We start from the raw sequence: 18,218 nt of genomic DNA, 5'->3' as shown, positions 1-18,218 counted from the left end.
CCGGTCTTCGCAGCCGTCAGTCCTTCGTCAGCGTCACCGCCTGATCCAGCGCCTGCAGAAAGCGGTTCACCGTCCCCCGATCCCGTACCGCGATCCGCAGCCACTGATCGCCCAGTCCGGGGAACGTGTCCCCGCGCCGGACCGCGAAGCCGAGGTTGCGCAGATGGTGGCGGACCACGTCGGCCCGGGGGAGGCGGATGAGGACGAAGGGGCCCTCGGCGGGCTCGACGACACGGAGGCCGTCGGAGTCGAACTCGCTGAGGCCGGCGACGAGATGGGCCCGGTCCGCCGCGATGCGGTGAGCCGCGTGGGCCGCCTCCGCCAGGGCTCGCGGGGCGACGCAGGCCTCGGCGGCGGCCAGCGCCGGGGTGGACACCGGCCACAGGGGCTGGGCGCGCTCCAGTTCCGCGATCGTCTCCGGGGCGGCGAGGACGTAGCCGATGCGCAGTCCGGCCAGGCCCCAGGTCTTGGTCAGGCTGCGCAGGACGACCAGGCCGGGTATGTCGGTCCGGCCGGCCAGCGCCTCGCGCTCGCCCGGCACCGCGTCCATGAAGGCCTCGTCGACGACCAACGTCCGCCCGGGGCGCGCCAGTCGGGCCAGGGACTCGGCCGGGTGCAGGACCGAGGTCGGGTTCGTCGGGTTGCCCACCAGGACCAGGTCCGCGTCCTCGGGGACCACCGCCGGATCCAGCCGGAAGTCGTCCTCGGCGCGCAGCAGCACCCGGTCCACGGTGTGCCCCGCGTCCCGCAGAGCCGCCTCCGGCTCCGTGAACTGCGGGTGCACGACCACCGGTTGACGGACCTTCAGGGCGCGCGCCAGCAGCACGAAGGCCTCGGCCGCACCCGCCGTCAGCAGCACCCGCTCCACCGGCAGCCCGTGCCGCGCGGCCACCGCCGCCCGCGCGGCCCGCCCGTCCGGATACGCGGCGAGCGAGCCCAGCGACTCGGCGATCCGCTCCCGCAGCCACGCCGGGGGCGTGTCGGCGCGGACGTTCACCGCGAGGTCGACGAGCGCCGCCCCGCCGTCGCGGACCTCGGCGTCACCGTGGTGACGCAGATCGTGGGCGCCGTCAGTGCGCATGGGCATGTCCGTCGTGGTGGTGCCCGTGGTGGTGATGACCGTCGTCGTCCGGGTGGAAGTGCGGCTGCTGCGGCAGCCCCACCTTGTCCTCGAAGCCCGGCAGCGCGATCCGGTACACGCACGAGTCGCAGTTCATCCGCAGATCGCCCTCGACGGCCTCCCGGTACCGCTCCATCACCAGGTCGAGCAGCTCCGGCTCGGGCCCGATGACCTCGGCGGACCGCACCTCGACCTCCGGGTGCGCCGCCGCCCACCCCTCGGTCTGCTGCCGCACCCGCTCCGGCAGGATCCCGGTGAAGAGGAAGTACGGGAGTACGACGATCCGCCGCGCCCCCAGCCGCACGCACCGGTCCAGGCCGCTGGGCACATCCGGCGCCGCCAGCGACACGAACGCCGTCTCCACGCCCGCGTACCCACGCCCCTCCCACAGCAGCCGCGCCGCCTTGTGCACCTCGGCGTTGGCGTCCGGGTCGGTGGAGCCGCGGCCGACCAGCAGCACGGTCACGTCGGCCCGGTCCCGCGGCGTGCGCGCGGACTCGCCGAGCACCTCGTCCAGGCGCCGCTCCAGGACCGACAGCAGCGACGGGTGCGGGCCCAGCGGGCGCCCGTAGGTGTACGAGATCCCCGGGTGCCGTTCCTTCTCGCGGGACAGCGCCGCCGGGATGTCCCCCTTGGCGTGCCCGGCGGACACCAGCATCAGCGGAACGGCCGCGAACCGGCGTACGCCCCGCTCCACCAGCTCGGCGACCGCCTCGCCCAGCGGCGGCGCGGACAGCTCGATGAAGCCGCCCGCGACGGGCAGTTCGGGGTGGCGGTGGCCCAGTTCCCGGACGAAGTCGCGGAACGCCTCGGCTCCGGCCTGGTCCCGGGTGCCATGACCGGCGATGAGCAGGGCGGGCGGCGGGGTGGTCACGATTTCTCCTCGGAGTACGGAACGGGCTGTGAAACAGGGTGGTACAGCAGGGCGTTGAGCGCGGCCGCCGCGACGGCCGAACCGCCCTTCTCGGACACGTTGCTCACGGCGGGCAGCCCGCTCGCGCGCAACGCGGCCTTGGACTCGGCCGCGCCGACGAAGCCGACGGGCAGGCCGATGACGAGCGCGGGGGAGACGTCCAGCGTCAGCAACTCCTCCAGGGCGGTCGGCGCGTTGCCGATCACCCACAGGGCGCCGGGCCCGACCTCCTCGTACGCGAGGCGGATCGCGTGGGCCGAACGCGTCAGCCCCGGACCGGACTCGGCGTCCCTGAGCCGGCAGACGGTCTCCCGCCGGGTGATCCCGGCCGCGACCATCTCCACGTCCACGACGACGGGCGCCCCGGCGTGCAGCGCGGCATGCGCCTTCGCCAACTCGCCCTCGTCCAGGACGAGATCGCTCGCGTATTCGAGGTCGGCGGCGGAGTGGACGACCCGCTCCACGACCGCCCGGCTCAGCGGCGCGAAGTGCGAGGTGTCCAGGCGGGCGCGCAGCCGTCGGTAGGACTCCACCTCGATCGGATGAACCACCCGGTCCACACCGTTCGCATGGTCCATACGGTTCACTGGGCGCCCTCCTGCCAGCGGTAGCCGCGCGGCGTCACCATGCGCCCGGCGATCTCACGGGTCGCCGTGTTGCCCACGGTCACGACCGTCATCATGTCGACCGTCGTCGGATCCAGCGAGAGGAGTGTCGTGACCCGGCTGGATTCGTCCGGCCGTGACGCGTTGCGTACGACCCCGACCGGCGTCACAGGCTCCCGGTGCTCGGCGAGGATCGCCAGCGCCTTCGGGAGCTGCCAGCCTCGGCCCCGGCTGCGCGGGTTGTAGAACGTCACCACGATGTCCGCCTCGGCCGCGGCCCGCACCCGACGCTCGATGACCTCCCACGGCGTGTGCAGATCCGAGAGGCTGATGGAGACGTGGTCGTGGCCGAGCGGCGCCCCGAGGATCGCCGAGGCGGCCAACGCGGCGGTCACGCCCGGGACTCCGACCACGTCGATGTCGTCGGACGCCTCCGCGAGCGCGGGCGAGGCCATCGCGTACACCCCGGCGTCACCGCTGCCGATCAGCGCGACCGCCTGCCCCTTGCGCGCCTCGGCGACGGCGGTACGGGCCCGCTCCTCCTCGGCACCGAGCCCCGACTCCAGGACCAGGGTCCCGGGGCGCAGCAGATCGCGGATCTGGTCGACGTACTGGTCGAGCCCCACGAGCACAGAGGCCCGCCGCAGTTCGGCCTTCGCGCGCGGGGTGAGCAGGTCCCGGGCGCCGGGCCCGAGCCCGACCACCGCGAGCCGGCCGCGCGCGAGGCGCCGTACGACGGCACAGGTCGCCATCGCGGGCTGCCCGTCGGCACGCTCCGACTTCCGCTTGGGGACCAGGAGTTCGCCTCCGCCCACGAGCGCGGCGGCCTCCGCGACGGACGGTGTGCCCACGGCCGCGAGTGGCGCGTCGGACGGATTGGGCACCTCTACCGCTGCCAACTCCTCGGCGGAGTAGGCCACCAGTGGCACGCCCAGCCGCTGAGCCGCCTGGACGATGCCGGGTTCGTCCGCCTTGGCGTCGACAGTGGCGAGTTCGGCGATGTTGCCGGCGGACAGTCCCGCCTCACGCAGAGCGTCCGAGATCAACCCGAGCACTTCGTTCACGGGTGCGCCCTTGGAGGCGCCGACCCCGACGACGAGGGACGGCGGCCGCAGCACGACCTCCCGCTCGCCGGGCTCGACGGCGCGATCGGTGACACGGATGACGTACGCGCCGCCCCTGTCCGACACTCGCAGCGGCGGCAGCGGCCACGCCAACTCGGCGTCCAGGGAGACGGGTTCGCCGTCCAGCAGCGCCCGCGACACCCCGGCGACATCGCCCTCCACAGGGAACCCGAGGGTGTCCAGGCCCGGCACCCCCACCGCATCCGTGGCCGTGGTCACCACGGGCTCGGCCCCCAGCAACTCAGCGACCTCGCGGGCGAGTTCGTTGGCCCCGCCGCCGTGGCCGCCGACCAGCGACACGGCGAACCGCGCGCCCTCGTCGACGCACACGACCCCGGGGTCGGTCCGCTTGTCGGCCAACAGGGGTGCCACCAGCCGCACCACAGCTCCCGTGGCGAGGAAACACACGAGCTGCTCGCACTGAGCGAACGCGGTCCGTACGGCGTCCCCGACGGGACCCTCGTACACGCGCGTCCGCTCCGGCCACGCCGCGGCCAGCCGGTCGCGCGCCGCCGCCCCCGCCGCGGTGGCGGAAATGAGGCCGATCACTGAGCAACTCCTTCACGAGAGACGGGGGTTCGGGTCCCCCACAGCAGAAAGACGGGATTGGTCGCCGCCAGCCGGGTCACGTCCCCCGGCAGCGGCGCGAGCCGCGAGGACTGCAACAGCACGCCGTCGCAGTCGAACCCGGCGCCGACGAGCGCCTGACGCGTGACCGGTACCCGGTCGAGGGCGGCCATCGCGACGACGACCGACCGCCGGGCCCGACGGGCACACGCGGTGACGATGACGGGCAGTTCGCGCCCGCCGCCGCCGACGAACACGGCGTCGGGATCGTCGAGTTGGGACAGTGCGACCGGCGCCTCGCCGTGCACCACCTGCACATCGACACCGTGGGCCACGGCATTGGCGCGAATCCGCTCGACACCGTCCGCGGTCTTCTCGACGGCGACGACGGCGGCCCCGAGCCGCGCACACTCGACGGCCACGGACCCGGACCCGGCGCCGACGTCCCAGACCAGATCACCCAGCCGCGGACCGAGCCGGGCCAGCGCGAGGGCGCGCACCTCGAACTTGGTGATCATCGAGTCGCGGTGCGTGAACTCCCGCTCGTCCAAGGCCCATCGCTCCGGCCCGCCGGGCGCCCCCGCCACCGTCCGCACGGCGCCCAGTACCCGCGTCTCGTCGAGGCACAGCACCACACTCACCGCCGTACCCCAGTCACGGGCGGCGGCCTCGGCGGCCGTCACCCGCTCCACGCGCTCGTGCTCGGGATCACCCAGCGCACTCGCCACGACGAGCACCCGCCCGCCGGGCAGCGCGGCACCCAACTCGGCGGGCCCCGCGCCCGGCCCGGTCAGCACAGCCACCTTGGGATGGGCCCGGCAGACATTGACGGCCGTCCGCAGTTCCCGCCCGTGCGCGCTGACGACCACGGCGTCGTCCCAGGCCAGCCCGAGCCGCGCGAAGGCGGTGGCGACGGACGAGACCCCGGGCCGCACATCCAGCAGCGCGGACCCGAACCGCTCGGCCAGCGCCCGCACGATCCCGAAGAACCCGGGGTCGCCCGAGGCCAGCACGGCGACCGGCCGGTCCTTGCCGACGTACTCCTCGATCGTGTCGAGCGCCGGCGCCAGCGGACCGAGGACGATCCGCTCGGCCGTCTCCGGCAGCCGTACGGCGTCCAGGTGCCGCCGCCCGCCGACGACCAGCTCGGCACCGGCCAGCGCCTCCGGGGCAGGCGGCGCCCCCGTCCCCGTACCGATGACGGTGATCACGTACTCGCCCCTCGCTCGCGCAACGCCCGACGAGCCTCAGGATCCGCCTTGCGATAGCCGTGGAAGTGACCGGGGTGATACAGGTGCGAGCGCGTGCCCTCGGCGGCCAGCGCGGGGCCGACCAGGAACAGCGTGTGCTTCCACAGCTTGTGCTCCTTGACGGTCTCCTCCAGGGTGCCGATCGTGCAGCGCACGAGCAGTTCCTCGGGCCAGGTCGCCTGGTATGCGACCACGACCGGGGTCGACGTCGGGTAGCCGCCCTCCAGCAGCTCCCGCACGAGCTGCCCGCTGCGGGCCGCCGACAGGAAGACCGCCATGGTGGTGCCGTGCCGGGCGAACTCGCGGACCTCCTCGCCGGGCGGCATCGGCGTCTTGCCGCCGCCGAGCCGGGTGAGGACGACGGACTGCGCGACCTCGGGGATGGTCAGCTCGCGCTGCGCGAGGGCGGCGACGGCGGAGAAGGCGGAGACCCCGGGCACGATCTCGGTCGCGATCCCGATCCGGGCACACCGGTCGAGCTGTTCCTGGGTACCGCCCCACAGGGCGGGATCGCCGGAGTGAATACGAGCGACCCGCAATCCTTCCGCGTGGGCCCGCTCGTACACGGCAACCACGTCCTCCAGGGACATCGTCGCCGAGTCCATGATCTCGGCGCCCTCGCGCGCGTGGTCGAGGACCTCCGCCTGCACCAGGCTGGCCGCCCAGATCACGACGTCGGCCTCGGCGATGGCGCGCGCGGCACGGAACGTCAGCAGGTCGGCGGCGCCGGGGCCGGCACCGACGAAGGTCACCTTGCCGGTGGGGGCATCGGCCATCAGAAAACGGTCCTCTCTGGACAAAAGGTCTTACGGGTGGTGCCGCCGCGCCCGCTGGATGTGCGCGAACGGGGGTTGATCGGATAGCAAGGGCACATGGCGGTCTTCGTCGCGCTCGGCGCGTTCCTGATGACGCTGGCCGGCGGCTGGACGGCACAGCGGGTCACCGACCGCCGCCATCTGGTCCTGGGCCTGGCGGGTGGCCTGATGCTGGGCGTGGTCGGCCTGGACCTGCTGCCGGAGGCGCTGCAGGCCGCGGGCGACGACATCTTCGGCGTACCGGCGGCCCTGCTGCTCTTCGTGGCCGGCTTCCTGCTGGCCCATCTGGTCGAACGTCTGCTCGCCGCCCGTCAGGCCTCCCACGGCGGGGACGAGCACAACGGCCGCGCCCCCGAGGTGGGCCTCACGGCGGCCTCGGCGATGGTCGGCCACAGCGCCATGGACGGCGTGGCGATCGGCGCGGCCTTCCAGGTCGGCGGCGGCATGGGCACGGCGGTCGCGCTGGCGGTCGTCGCCCACGACTTCGCGGACGGCTTCAACACGTACACGATCACGAGCCTGTACGGAAACGCCCGCCGCAAGGCGCTGACCATGCTGTTCGCGGACGCGCTGGCCCCGGTCGTGGGCGCGGCCTCGACGGCCTTCGTCAGCATCCCGGAGGGCCTGCTCGGCGGTTATCTCGGCCTCTTCGCCGGCGTGCTCCTCTACCTGGCCGCCGCCGAGATCCTCCCCGAGGCCCACCACGAACACCCCGCCCGCTCGACCCTGCTGTGCACGGTCGCGGGCGTGGGCTTCATCTGGCTGGTGGTGGGCCTGGCCGGTTGATCCGGCGGCCGTCACCAGGGCTCTGCCGCCCGGGCTCACAATTTCCCACCCCGCCCGCCGTCGCGCCGCGCGGGCGCGATGAGCGTGGAGAGATACGGCAACGGAGTCCCGTCCAGTTCGGCGGCCGGCCGAATGGACTCGGACTCCAGCCCCAGAGCCGAGCCCCACACCGCATCGTCGATCCGCCCGGTCTCGCGCAGCGCCTCGGCGACCTCACCGGCCTGCCGCCCGAACTTGTACGCGACGACCGTGCCGGGCCCGGCGAGGGCGTCCTTGAGCACGGCGGCCCCGGCGGTGACGGGCACGAGGGTCAGCGGCTCGGTTCCCTCCGTCAGCACGGCCCCGGACCGGGCCGCGAGATCCTGCATGGCGGTGATCCCGGGCACGGTCTCGATGACGGTCCCCGGCACCGACTCGGCGATGGTCTGCGCGAGATAGGTGAAGGTGGAATACACATTGGGATCGCCGATGGTGGCAAAGGCAACGTTCCCAAGCTCGCGGAGCAACTGCGCCACCCGCCCCCCGGCGGCATCCCAGGCGGCTTCCCGCCGCCCCCGATCACTGCGCTCATTCAGGGCGAACACGACCCGTACGACCTTCTCCTCGGGCACGTAGTGCAGCACGGTCGCCTCAGCCCGCCCCCGGTCACCCGTGTCCATGACGGGCACGACGACGACATCGGCGGCCCGCAGCGCGTTGACGCCCTTGACGGTCACCAGCTCGGGATCGCCGGGACCCACCCCGACTCCGATCAGCCTGCTGCTCATGACGTCCGGCACCTCTCCACGAACCTAAGGGCGACACCGGGCTCGGACGCCCAGTGCGTGTGCAGATAACTCGCGTGCACGCTTTCTTGTACGAATCCTTCGAGGCGCCGCTCGGGAGCACGCACACCCCACGCGGCAACCATCCCGGCCCCCGGCTCGACGACCGTCCGATGAAACTCGTGCCCCCGCATCCGAGTCCCGGCCACGGCCAGCACGCTGTCACTCACGGCCACGGCATCCCGATACCCGAGCGTGAGCCGCTCGCTCATCCGGGCGTCCGCATCGAGCACGCCGCACATCGGCAGCCCGTCCAACTCCCGACACAGATAAAGCAACCCGGCACACTCGGCGGCAACGGGAGCGGAGGTCTCTGCGAGGGCGGCGACGGCTTTGCGGAGGGGTTCGTTGGCGGACAACTCGGCGGCGTACACCTCAGGGAACCCACCTCCGATGACCAACCCGCGTGTCCCGTCGGGGAGTTGCTCGTCGTGAAGGGGATCGAAGGTGACGACTTCGGCACCGGCGGCGGTGAGGAGCTCGGCGTGCTCGGCGTAGGAGAAGGTGAAGGCGGGACCACCGGCGACGGCAATTCTGACTTCTGGGCGCCGGCCCGGGGCTTTGTCTTCCGCCCCGTCCGGGTCTTTGTCTTTCAGCCCGTCCGGCGTTTGAGGACGAGGCCGTCCAGGCCGAAGCGGGGGTTCGGGGGCGGCAGCCCCCAGGGATGGGACGGGTAGGGGCGGCGGGGGCGAAGAGGCCAAGGACTCAGCCGCATCCCAAGCCGCACAGGACAACGCCCCCGCACCGCGCGCCAGCGAGAGCAGCCCTTCCAGATCACACCCACGCTCAACCTGCGCAGCCATCGCGGCAACAGCCTCAACCGCAGCCGACTGCCGCTCGGCGACCGGCACCAATCCCAAGTGCCTGGACGGCGTATCCACCTGAGCCACCCGCCGCAACACCCCGAGCACCGGCACCCCGGCCGACTCCAACGCCTCCCGCAACAACTCCTCATGCCGATCAGAAGCGACCTTGTTGAGAATCACGCCCCCGACCCGAACCTCCGGATCCCAGGAAGCAAACCCATGCACCAGCGCCGCAACCGACCGAGACTGCGAAGACGCGTCGACGACAAGCACGACAGGCGCCCGCAGCAACTTCGCCACATGAGCGGTGGACGCCAGTTCACCCTCCCCGGCGGCCCCGTCGTACATCCCCATCACGCCCTCGACAACGGCGAGATCACACCCGCGCGCGCCATGCGCGAACAGTGGCCCGACCAACTCCGGCCCACACAGATACGCGTCGAGATTCCGCCCCACCCGCCCGGTGGCGAGCGCGTGATACCCGGGATCGATGTAGTCGGGCCCGACCTTGTGCGGAGACACAACAAGCCCCCGCGCGGTCAGCGCAGCCATCAACCCCGTGGCAACGGTGGTCTTACCGCTGCCGGAAGACGGCGCGGCAATGACCAGCCGAGGCACGGAGACGGAGGACGGGGAAGAAGTCACGCGGTCACCACTCGATACCCCTCTGGCCCTTCTGGCCGGCGTCCATAGGGTGCTTGACCTTGGACATGTCAGTCACAAGATCGGCGAACTCGACGAGCTTCTCAGGAGCGTTCCGCCCCGTGATCACGACGTGCTGGTTCCCGGGCCGACCCCGCAGCACCTCGATCACCTCGTCCGTGTCCACCCACCCCCAATGCATCGGATAGGCGAACTCATCCAGCACATAAAGCCGGTACGTCTCAGCGGCCAGATCCCGCTTGACCTGCTCCCACCCCTCGCGAGCCTTCTCCTCGTTGTCCATCTGGGAGTCGCGCTGCACCCACGACCACCCCTCGCCCATCTTGTGCCAGTCGACGGGACCGCCCTCCCCGGAAGCCCCCAGCACTCGGAGCGCGTTCTCCTCGCCCACCTTCCACTTCGCCGATTTGACGAACTGGAACACCCCGATGGGCCACCCCTGATTCCAGGCCCGCAATGCCAGCCCGAAGGCAGCGGTCGACTTGCCCTTCCCGATCCCCGTGTGCACCACGACAAGCGCCCGATTGCGCCGCTGGCGAGTAGTCAGCCCATCGTCCGGCACGACACTCGGCTGCCCTTGAGGCATTACGCGGCCCTCCTGTTGCCCTGAACGTCCTTGACCAGCCCGGCAATGGAGTCCGCCCGCAACTCGTCCAACGTCACAGCCGTTCCCTCCAGCTCACCCGCGAGCTGCCGGGCGAGCCCCAACCGCACGGGCCCCGACTCACAGTCGACGACCACCGACGCGACCCCCTCCGCCGCGAACAACCGAGCCGCCCGCCCGGCCAACGCCACCGGCTCGGGCCCACCCGTCGCGCGCCCGTCGGTCACCACGACGACCAGCGCCCGCCGAGCCGGATCCCGCAACCGCTCCACCCGCAGCACGTCATGCGCCTTGAGCAGCCCGGCCGCGAGCGGCGTACGCCCACCCGTCGGCAATGACTCAAGCCGCACCGCAGCCGCGTCCACGGACGAAGTAGGAGGCAAGGCGACATCCGCGGCCGCCCCCCGGAACGTCACCAACCCCACCTTGTCCCGCCGCTGATACGCGTCGAGCAACAGCGAGAGCACAGCCCCCTTCACCGCACTCATCCGCTGCCGCGCCGCCATCGACCCGGACGCGTCCACGACGAACAGCACGAGGTTCCCCTCACGCCCCTCACGCGTCGCCTGCCGCAGATCGTCCCGGCGTATCACCAGCCCCCGCCCGGACCGCCCACGCGCCCGCTGATGCGGGGCGGCGGCCTGCACGGTGGCCGCCAGATGCAGCTTGGTGAGCGCTCCGCGGGGCCGTCGCGCCCCCGTCGTCCGCCCGTGCTCGGTCCGCGCCCGCGACCGCCGCCCGGCGGCCCCCGCCCCGATCCCGGGCACGCTCAGCACCTTGGTACGGAAGGGCTCGGCGGCCCGTACGGCGGACTGCTCGCCCGAGCCGGCACCGGAGGGCTGCTGCTCGCCGTCCTCCCCGGACTCCGGCTGCGCCCCCGTGTCGCCGTCCTGCGGACCGGCGTCGTCCGGCGCCGGCTCCCCGCCGCCCCCGCCCGGTCCGTCGTCGCCGGGCCCGTCACCGTCCGGCTCGGGATCGTCATCCGGCTCCGCGAACTCCTCCAGCGTCTCGTCGAGCTTGTTCTCGTCGAGTCCCGGGGCATCAAAGGGATTACGGCGCCTGCGGTGCGGCAGCGCGAGCAACGCGGCCTGCCGTACGTCCTCGGCGAGCACGTCGGTCCGCCCGGCCCAGGCGGCCAGCGCGGTCGCCGTACGCGCCATCACGATGTCGGCCCGCATGCCGTCCACCTCGAAGGCGGCGCAGGTCGCCGCGATCTGCCGCAGCGCCCCGTCGCCGAGCCGCACCGACGGCAACAACTCCCGCGCGGCGATGATCCGTTGCCGTACCGACGTCTCCTCGTCCGCCCAACGCGTCGAGAAACCGGCCGGATCGTCGTCGTAGGCGAGCCTGCGCCGGACGACCTCGACCCGCTGGTCGGGCTCCCGCGAGGCGGCCACCTCGACCGTCAGGCCGAACCGGTCGAGCAACTGCGGCCGCAGCTCGCCCTCTTCGGGGTTCATGGTGCCGACGAGCAGGAAGCGGGCGGCGTGGCGGACGGATACGCCTTCGCGTTCGACGTACGAGGCGCCCATCGCGGCCGCGTCGAGGAGGAGGTCGACCAGGTGGTCGTGGAGGAGGTTGACCTCGTCGACGTAGAGGATCCCGCGGTGCGCGTCGGCGAGCAGGCCGGGTTCGAAGGCCTTCACGCCCTCGGCCAGCGCCCGTTCGATGTCGAGGGCGCCGACGAGGCGGTCCTCCGAGGCGCCGACCGGCAGTTCGACCATCCGGGCCGGGCGCGTCTCGAACGCCCCCGGCTCGTGCGGGCCGTCCGGGCACGCGGGGTCGGGGGAGTCGGGGTCGCAGGAGAAACGGCACCCGGCGACGACGTTCAGCGTCGGCATGAGCGCCGAAAGGGCCCGCACGGCCGTGGACTTGGCGGTGCCCTTCTCGCCGCGCACCAGCACACCGCCGACCGCCGGGGAGACGGCGTTCAGCAGCAGCGCGAGCCGCAGGTCGTCCTGGCCGACAACGGCCGTGAACGGAAAGGGGGTACTCACTTCTCGTCGCCCTCCAGGTCGCCCTCAAGCTCCAGGTAGATCGCCCGCAGCCGTTCCAGCGTCTCCGCGTCCGGCTCGGCCCACAGTCCGCGCTCGGCCGCTTCCAGGAGCCGCTCTGTGATGCCGCGCAGCGCCCACGGGTTGGACTTCTTCATGAAGTCCTGGTTCTCCGGGGCGAAGACGTACTCGGCGCTGAGCTTCTCGTACATCCAGTCGTCCACGACCCCGGCGGTGGCGTCGTAGCCGAAGAGGTAGTCGACGGTCGCCGCCATCTCGAAGGCACCCTTGTAGCCGTGCCGCCGCATCGCCGCCATCCAGCGGGGGTTGACCACGCGCGCCCGGAAGACCCGGTGCGTCTCCTCGCCCAGCGTGCGCGTCTTCACCTGGTCCGGGGTGGCGGAGTCGCCGACGTACGCCTCGGGGCTCGTGCCCGTCAGGTGCCGGACCATGGCGACCATGCCGCCGTGGTACTGGAAGTAGTCGTCGGCGTCGACGAGATCGTGCTCGCGGGTGTCGACGTTCTTCGCCGCCACGGCAATTCGCTTGAACGCCGTCTCCATGTCCCCACGCGCCTGTCGCCCGTCCAGCCCGCGCCCGTAGGCGTACCCGCCCCAGACGGCGTACACCTCGGCGAGGTCGGCGTCGCTGCGCCAGTTGCGCGCGTCGATCAGCGGCAGCAGACCGGCACCGTAGGCGCCCGGCTTGGAGCCGAAGATACGGGCAGTGGCCCGGCGTCGGTCGCCGTGCTCGGCGGTGTCCTCGTCGGCGTGCTTGCGGACGTAGTTGGACTCGGGCGGCTCCTCCAGTTCGGCCACCGCCCGCACCGCGTCGTCGATCAGCCCGACGACGTGCGGGAACGCGTCCCGGAAGAAGCCGGAGATACGGACCGTGACATCGATGCGCGGCCGGCCCAACTCCGTGACGGGCACGATCTCGAAGCCGGTCACCCGGCGCGAGGCGTCGTCCCAGACGGGACGGCAGCCCAGCAGCGCGAGGATCTCGGCGATGTCGTCGCCCTGGGTGCGCATGGCCGACGTGCCCCAGACCGTGAGGCCGACGGACTTCGGGAACTCGCCGTTGTCCTGCAGATATCGCTGCACGAGCGAGTCCGCGAGGGACTGTCCCACCTCCCAACTCAGCCTGGACGGAATGGCTTTGGGGTCGACCGAGTAGAAGTTGCGGCCGGTCGGCAGGACGTTGACCAGGCCGCGGGTCGGGGAGCCCGACGGGCCCGCCGGGACGTAACCGCCGTCGAGTGCGAGCAGGATGTGGTCGATCTCGTCGGTGGTGCGGGTGAGGCGGGGGACCACCTCGTCGCAGGCGAACTCCAACACCGCCACGGCGTCCGGGAGTTCGGCGCCGATGACGGCACTGACGAGCGCCGGGACGGTCGTGACGTCCCACTCCTGGGCCTCCATGCCCTCCGCGAACCGGCGGCACAGCTGCTCCAGCAGATCGATCGCGTCGGCGGCCGACCGGGCCGGTCCCTCGACCAGCTCCGTCAGCTCCACCGGCACCTTCACGGGAGCGCCCGGCTCGCCGAGCAGCTCCTTCTCGCTGAGCCCGAAGTGCTCGGCCAGCGAGGCCCGCAGACCCGGCAGCGCGTTCGCCTGCCCGCCCCACACCTGCGAGGCGCGCAGCACGGCGAGCACGAGGTTCACGCGCGCTTCGCCGACCGGCCCGCCGCCGAGGATGTGCAGCCCGTCGCGGATCTGCACGTCCTTGATCTCGCACAGATAGCCGTCGATGTGCATCACGAACTCGTCGAACGCCGCATCGTCCGGCTGGTCGTCCACATGCAGGTCGTGGTGCAGCTCGGCGGCCTTCACCAGCGTCCAGATCTGCGCGCGCACGGCCGGTGCCTTCGTCGGGTCCAGGTCGGACACCAGCGCGTACTCGTCGAGGAGTTGCTCCAGCTTGGCCAGGTCGCCGTAGGTGTCGGCACGCGCCATCGGCGGCACGAGGTGGTCGACGACCGTGGCGTGCCCGCGCCGCTTGGCCTGGGTGCCCTCGCCGGGGTCGTTGACGATGAACGGGTAGATCAGGGGGAGTTCACCGAGCACGGCGTCGGGCGCGCAGCCGCCGCTCAGCCCAAGTCCCTTGCCGGGCAGCCATTCCATGGTGCCGTGCTTGCCCATGTGGACGACGGCGTCCGCGCCGAAGCCGCCTTGAGAAGACGCAGCCTCCAGCCAGCGGTAGGCCGCCATGTAGTGGTGCGACGGCGGCATGTCGGGGTCGTGGTAGATCGCGATCGGGTTCTCCCCGAAGCCGCGCGGCGGCTGGATCATCACGACGACGTTCCCGAACTGCAACGAGGCGAGCACGATGTCGTCGCCGTCCACGTACAGGTTGCCGGGCGGCTCGCCCCACGCCTCCAGCATGCCTGCCTTGAGGTCCGGGTCCAGCTTGTCGAACCAGGCCTGGTAGTCGGCGAGCGGCACGCGCGCGGGCGCGGCGGCCAACTGCTCCTCAGTGAGCCATTCGACGTCGTGGCCACCGGCGTTGATCAGTCGATGGATCAACTCGTCCCCGTTGTCCGGGTGTCCTTCGACCACGTAGCCGGCATCCCGCAGCGAGTCGAGCACCCGAATCGCCGAGGCAGGCGTGTCGAGACCGACCGCGTTGCCGACGCGCGAGTGCTTGGTCGGATAGGCGGTGAAGACGAGCGCGAGCTTCTTGTCGGCGTTCGGCTTGTGCTTCAACTCCGCGTGCCGTACGGCGATTCCGGCGACCCGCGCGGCCCGCTCGGGGTCGGCCACGTACACCGGGACGTCGTCCGGGCCCTGCTCCTTGAAGGAGAACGGGACGGTGATGAGACGCCCGTCGAACTCCGGGATCGCGACCTGCATCGCCGCGTCCATGGGCGACAGCGCGGCGGAGGACTCGTCCCAGGTCGCCCTGGACGACGTGAGGCAAAGTCCTTGCAGCACCGGCACGTTGAGGTCGGCGAGCGCGCCGATGTCCCAGGCCTCCTCGTCACCGCCGGCCGAGGCCTGCGAGGCGTGTGTGCCGCCGGCGGCGAGGACGGTGGCGACCAGTGCGTCGGCCTTGCCGAGGATCTCGTACAGCCCGGCATCGGCACCGCGCAGCGAACCGCAGTACACGGGAAGGGCGTTGACCCCCCGTGCCTCGATCGCGTCGCACAGGGTGTCCACGAAGCCGGTGTTGCCGCTCAGGTGGTGTGCCCGGTAGAAGAGCACGCCGACCGTCGGCCGGCCCTCGACGAGGGAACGCTCGCCGTGGACGCCGAACTCGGCCATCTTGCGCGGCTCTTCGAAGCCCTCGCCGGTGAGCAGCACGGTGTCGGAGAGGAAGCGGGCGAGTTCGGACAGGTTCTCCGGGCCGCCCTCGACGAGATACCGCAGCGCCTCGGCCACGACACCGGCGGGCACCGACGACTCGGCCATCAACTCGGCGTCCGGGACGGTCTCTCCGCCGAGCAGCACGGTCGGAATGCCCGAGGCCTTGAGTGCGGCGAGGCCGTCCTCCCAGGCGCGCTTGCCGCCGAGCAGCCGTACGACGGCGATGTCCGAGCCCTCGATGAGGGCGGGCAACTCCTCGGTGGCGTCCACCCGGGACGGGTTGCCGATCCGGTACCCGGCGCCGGCAGCGCGTGCCGCCAGCAGATCCGTGTCGGCGGTCGACAACAACAACACTGTGCTCATGCGGGCGCTCCCGGTGGAATGAAAGGCAGTCCTTGCGGCGCGCCGGACTCGATGAGCCGCCACAGCGCGTCCGTGTCCGCGTGCTGTTCGATCAGGTCGCCGAGCCGGTCGAGCTGCTCCTCGCGCAGCGCGGCGAACGAGGTGTCGGCGGCAGGCACGAACCGGCGCCCCGCGGCAGCCGCCACTTCGCGCAGAAACGCCCGCCGGAAACCGTCCGACTCCAGCGAGCCGTGCCAGTGCGTGCCCCAGGTCTGACCGACCCGGCACCCGTCCAAGAAGGCTTCCCCGCCTACTACTTCGGCGACCCCGTGATGGATCTCGTACCCCTCGACCTGCTCGCCGAGGGCTTCTCCCACCGGCCTGGTGAGGGTCTTCTCGCGCGCGAACCGCACCCGCAGGGGCAGCACCCCGAGCCCGTCCACGTGTCCGCGCCGGCTCTCGACCTCGTCCTCGATGTGCTCGCCGAGGACCTGGAAACCACCGCAGATACCGAGGATCGGCCGCTGCTCGGCGGCCCTGCGGACCAGAGCGTCCGCGAGTCCGCGCTCCCGCAGCCACTCCAGCGCCTTCACCGTGCCCCGGGTCCCCGGGATCACGACGAGATCGGCGTCGGCCAACTCCTCGGGCCGGTCCACGAACCGCACGACGACGCCCGGTTCGGCGGCCAGCGCGTCCACGTCCGTGAAGTTGGACATGAGCGGGATCGCGCAGACGGCGACGCGCAGCACGTCCTCGCCGACGGGCGACGCGGTGTTCGACTCGCGTACGGTGCCGCGCAGCGAGATCCGCAGCCCGTCTTCTTCGTCGATCCCGAGGCCGTGCTGGAACGGCAGGACGCCGTACGTCCGCCGCCCGGTGAGGCCGAGGAGCATCTCCAACCCCGGCTCCAGCAGCGACACGTCGCCCCGGAACTTGTTGACGACGAACCCGGCGATGAGCGCCTGGTCCTCGGGTGAGAGCAGCGCGACCGTTCCGAAGAAGGAGGCGAAGACGCCCCCGCGGTCGATGTCGCCCACCACGAGCACGGGCAGCCGCGCATTCCGTGCGATCCCCATGTTCACGATGTCGGTCCGCCGCAGATTGATCTCGGCCGGACTGCCGGCCCCCTCACAGATCACCGCGTCATACGTGCCCCGCAACTCGGCGAGACAGTCGAGCACGGTCCCGAGCAACCGTTCCTGCCGACCACCGTGGTAGCCACGCGCACTCATCTCACCCACGGGCTTGCCCATGAGCACGACCTGACTGCTCCGCTCGCCACCGGGCTTGAGCAGCACGGGATTCATCAGCGCGGTCGGCTCGATCCGGCAGGCCTGCGCCTGCATGGCCTGCGCCCGCCCGATCTCGGCCCCTTCGCGCGTGACGAACGAATTGAGGGACATGTTCTGCGCCTTGAAGGGCGCGACCTTGACCCCCTGCCGCACCAGCCACCGGCAGATCCCGGCCGTCACGACACTCTTGCCGGCGTCCGAGGTGGTCCCGGCGACCAACAGTCCGCCGCCGCTCATGACCTACGCCCCTTCGCGAGCAGCCGCCCGGCGACACTCACGCCGAGCGCGAGCAGACCGACGCGCCGGGACAGCCGTACGGCCCGCTCGATGTCCTGTGTGGCGACGGCGCGCCCTGCGGCCCCGTTGAGCACGGGCCGGTGCTCGACCCGCCCGCCGTAGGCCAGCGTCCCGCCCAGCCGTACCCCGAGCGCCCCCGCGAACGAGGCCTCCACGGGCCCGGCGTTGGGGCTCGGGTGCTTGCCGGCGTCGGTGCGCCAGGCGCGTATCGCCCCGCGCGGATCGTCGCCCGCCACGCTCGCGAGGACGGCGGTGAGCCGCGCCCCCGGCCAGCCGGCCACGTCGTCGAGGCGGGCCGAAGCCCAGCCGTAGCGGCGGTACTTGGCCGACTTGTGCCCGACCATGGCGTCGAGGGTGTTCACGGCCCGGAAGCCGACGAGCCCCGGCACGCCCGCCACCGCACCCCACACCAGCGCGCCCACCACCGCGTCGGAGGTGTTCTCGGCGACGGACTCGACGACGGCCCGGGCGATCCCGTCGGCGTCGAGGGCCTGGGGGTCGCGCCCGCAGAGATGGGGCAGTCGCGTCCGCGCGCCCTCGATGTCCCCGGCCTCCAGCGCCCGACCGATGGCCCCGGCCTCGCGGGCGAGGGAGGTACCGCCGACGACGGCCCAGGTGGCGGCGGCGGTCAGCGCGACGGAGGCGGCACGAGAGGGGCGTACGGCGGAGCTTGCGACGGCGGCGAGGGCGACGGCGCCGCCCGCGCACACGGCGGTGTGCAGGGCGCCCCACCCGCGGTGGTCGCGCCACAGCGCGCGCTCCACGGCGCCGGCGGCGCGGCCGAACGCGGCGACCGGATGGCCGCGGCGCGGATCGCCGAGCAGATGGTCACCGAGGAGGCCGGCGGCGGCGCCGTACGCGAAGACGCGATCGGCACGCATCGGCTCAGCCGGCCGTCGGGTCGGGCAGAG

General features: G+C 72.3%; 14 protein-coding genes. 1 reads left to right on the top strand and 13 read right to left on the bottom strand.

The window, feature by feature from the left end:
* Nucleotides 1–16 precede the first annotated feature (16 nt).
* Genes cobC through cobM form a run of 6 tightly spaced genes read right to left on the bottom strand, consistent with a single transcriptional unit; the run spans nucleotide 17 to nucleotide 6,355 of the window.
* Nucleotides 17–1,081, bottom strand: a complete 1,065-nt coding sequence (gene cobC, locus M2283_RS16845) for an Rv2231c family pyridoxal phosphate-dependent protein CobC (RefSeq protein ID WP_280877623.1) — start codon at nucleotides 1,079–1,081, stop codon at nucleotides 17–19.
* Entirely contained in the window at nucleotides 1,071–1,994 is a 924-nt protein-coding gene (locus tag M2283_RS16840) for a sirohydrochlorin chelatase (protein WP_280877064.1), read from the bottom strand. The genes cobC and M2283_RS16840 overlap by 11 nt, the downstream gene beginning before the upstream one ends.
* Nucleotides 1,991–2,593 carry a precorrin-8X methylmutase gene (locus tag M2283_RS16835; RefSeq protein WP_280877622.1) on the bottom strand — a complete coding sequence of 201 codons (603 nt, stop codon included), beginning with the start codon at nucleotides 2,591–2,593 and terminating at the stop codon, nucleotides 1,991–1,993. The genes M2283_RS16840 and M2283_RS16835 overlap by 4 nt, the downstream gene beginning before the upstream one ends.
* 23 nt (nucleotides 2,594–2,616) lie before the next feature.
* The gene (gene cobJ / locus M2283_RS16830) at nucleotides 2,617–4,311 is read right to left on the bottom strand and encodes a precorrin-3B C(17)-methyltransferase (RefSeq protein ID WP_280877063.1); all 1,695 of its coding nucleotides are present in this window, start codon (nucleotides 4,309–4,311) and stop codon (nucleotides 2,617–2,619) included.
* Nucleotides 4,308–5,540 (bottom strand): precorrin-6y C5,15-methyltransferase (decarboxylating) subunit CbiE, encoded by a 1,233-nt coding sequence (gene cbiE / locus M2283_RS16825; protein ID WP_280877062.1) that lies wholly within the window; start codon nucleotides 5,538–5,540, stop codon nucleotides 4,308–4,310. Before cbiE ends, cobJ begins: the two co-directional genes overlap by 4 nt.
* Nucleotides 5,537–6,355: a precorrin-4 C(11)-methyltransferase gene (gene cobM / locus M2283_RS16820; RefSeq protein WP_280877061.1), complete on the bottom strand. Its 819-nt coding sequence runs from the start codon at nucleotides 6,353–6,355 to the stop codon at nucleotides 5,537–5,539. The genes cbiE and cobM overlap by 4 nt, the downstream gene beginning before the upstream one ends.
* Before the next feature lie 96 nt (nucleotides 6,356–6,451).
* On the opposite strand from cobM, the gene M2283_RS16815 reads away from it, so the two are divergent.
* Nucleotides 6,452–7,180, top strand: coding sequence for a ZIP family metal transporter (locus M2283_RS16815; RefSeq protein WP_280877060.1), 729 nt, complete (start codon nucleotides 6,452–6,454; stop codon nucleotides 7,178–7,180).
* A 35-nt stretch (nucleotides 7,181–7,215) separates the two neighbouring features.
* Here the strand turns inward: M2283_RS16815 and cobI are convergent, their stop codons facing one another.
* The 7 genes from cobI to M2283_RS16780 are packed head-to-tail and all read right to left on the bottom strand — an operon-like array spanning nucleotide 7,216 to nucleotide 18,188.
* Nucleotides 7,216–7,947 carry a precorrin-2 C(20)-methyltransferase gene (gene cobI / locus M2283_RS16810; RefSeq protein ID WP_280877059.1) on the bottom strand — a complete coding sequence of 244 codons (732 nt, stop codon included), beginning with the start codon at nucleotides 7,945–7,947 and terminating at the stop codon, nucleotides 7,216–7,218.
* Nucleotides 7,944–9,455 carry a cobyrinate a,c-diamide synthase gene (locus M2283_RS16805; RefSeq protein WP_280877058.1) on the bottom strand — a complete coding sequence of 504 codons (1,512 nt, stop codon included), beginning with the start codon at nucleotides 9,453–9,455 and terminating at the stop codon, nucleotides 7,944–7,946. The genes cobI and M2283_RS16805 overlap by 4 nt, the downstream gene beginning before the upstream one ends.
* Before the next feature lie 4 nt (nucleotides 9,456–9,459).
* Nucleotides 9,460–10,059 carry a cob(I)yrinic acid a,c-diamide adenosyltransferase gene (cobO, locus tag M2283_RS16800; RefSeq protein WP_280877057.1) on the bottom strand — a complete coding sequence of 200 codons (600 nt, stop codon included), beginning with the start codon at nucleotides 10,057–10,059 and terminating at the stop codon, nucleotides 9,460–9,462.
* The gene (locus tag M2283_RS16795; protein WP_280877056.1) at nucleotides 10,059–12,074 is read right to left on the bottom strand and encodes a putative cobaltochelatase; all 2,016 of its coding nucleotides are present in this window, start codon (nucleotides 12,072–12,074) and stop codon (nucleotides 10,059–10,061) included. Before M2283_RS16795 ends, cobO begins: the two co-directional genes overlap by 1 nt.
* Nucleotides 12,071–15,739, bottom strand: a complete 3,669-nt coding sequence (gene cobN, locus M2283_RS16790) for a cobaltochelatase subunit CobN (RefSeq protein WP_280877055.1) — start codon at nucleotides 15,737–15,739, stop codon at nucleotides 12,071–12,073. The genes M2283_RS16795 and cobN overlap by 4 nt, the downstream gene beginning before the upstream one ends.
* Nucleotides 15,736–17,247, bottom strand: coding sequence for a cobyric acid synthase (locus tag M2283_RS16785; protein WP_280877054.1), 1,512 nt, complete (start codon nucleotides 17,245–17,247; stop codon nucleotides 15,736–15,738). The genes cobN and M2283_RS16785 overlap by 4 nt, the downstream gene beginning before the upstream one ends.
* Nucleotides 17,244–18,188: a cobalamin biosynthesis protein gene (locus tag M2283_RS16780; protein ID WP_280877053.1), complete on the bottom strand. Its 945-nt coding sequence runs from the start codon at nucleotides 18,186–18,188 to the stop codon at nucleotides 17,244–17,246. The genes M2283_RS16785 and M2283_RS16780 overlap by 4 nt, the downstream gene beginning before the upstream one ends.
* Between the last annotated feature and the right edge of the window lie 30 nt (nucleotides 18,189–18,218).

The organism is Streptomyces pseudovenezuelae (assembly GCF_029892565.1).
Classification (GTDB): Bacteria; Actinomycetota; Actinomycetes; order Streptomycetales; family Streptomycetaceae; genus Streptomyces; species Streptomyces pseudovenezuelae_A.
The sequence above is the reverse complement of the archived record's forward strand: the minus strand, read 5'-3'. Positions and strand labels throughout refer to the sequence as shown.

Coding starts and splice junctions, on each gene's coding strand:
- cobO (WP_280877057.1), bottom strand. CDS start 10,059: ATGCCTCAAGGGCAGCCGAGTGTCGTGCCGGACGATGGGCTGACTACT.
- M2283_RS16785 (WP_280877054.1), bottom strand. CDS start 17,247: ATGAGCGGCGGCGGACTGTTGGTCGCCGGGACCACCTCGGACGCCGGC.
- cobM (WP_280877061.1), bottom strand. CDS start 6,355: ATGGCCGATGCCCCCACCGGCAAGGTGACCTTCGTCGGTGCCGGCCCC.
- cobC (WP_280877623.1), bottom strand. CDS start 1,081: ATGCGCACTGACGGCGCCCACGATCTGCGTCACCACGGTGACGCCGAG.
- M2283_RS16815 (WP_280877060.1), top strand. CDS start 6,452: ATGGCGGTCTTCGTCGCGCTCGGCGCGTTCCTGATGACGCTGGCCGGC.
- cobN (WP_280877055.1), bottom strand. CDS start 15,739: ATGAGCACAGTGTTGTTGTTGTCGACCGCCGACACGGATCTGCTGGCG.
- cobI (WP_280877059.1), bottom strand. CDS start 7,947: ATGAGCAGCAGGCTGATCGGAGTCGGGGTGGGTCCCGGCGATCCCGAG.
- M2283_RS16780 (WP_280877053.1), bottom strand. CDS start 18,188: ATGCGTGCCGATCGCGTCTTCGCGTACGGCGCCGCCGCCGGCCTCCTC.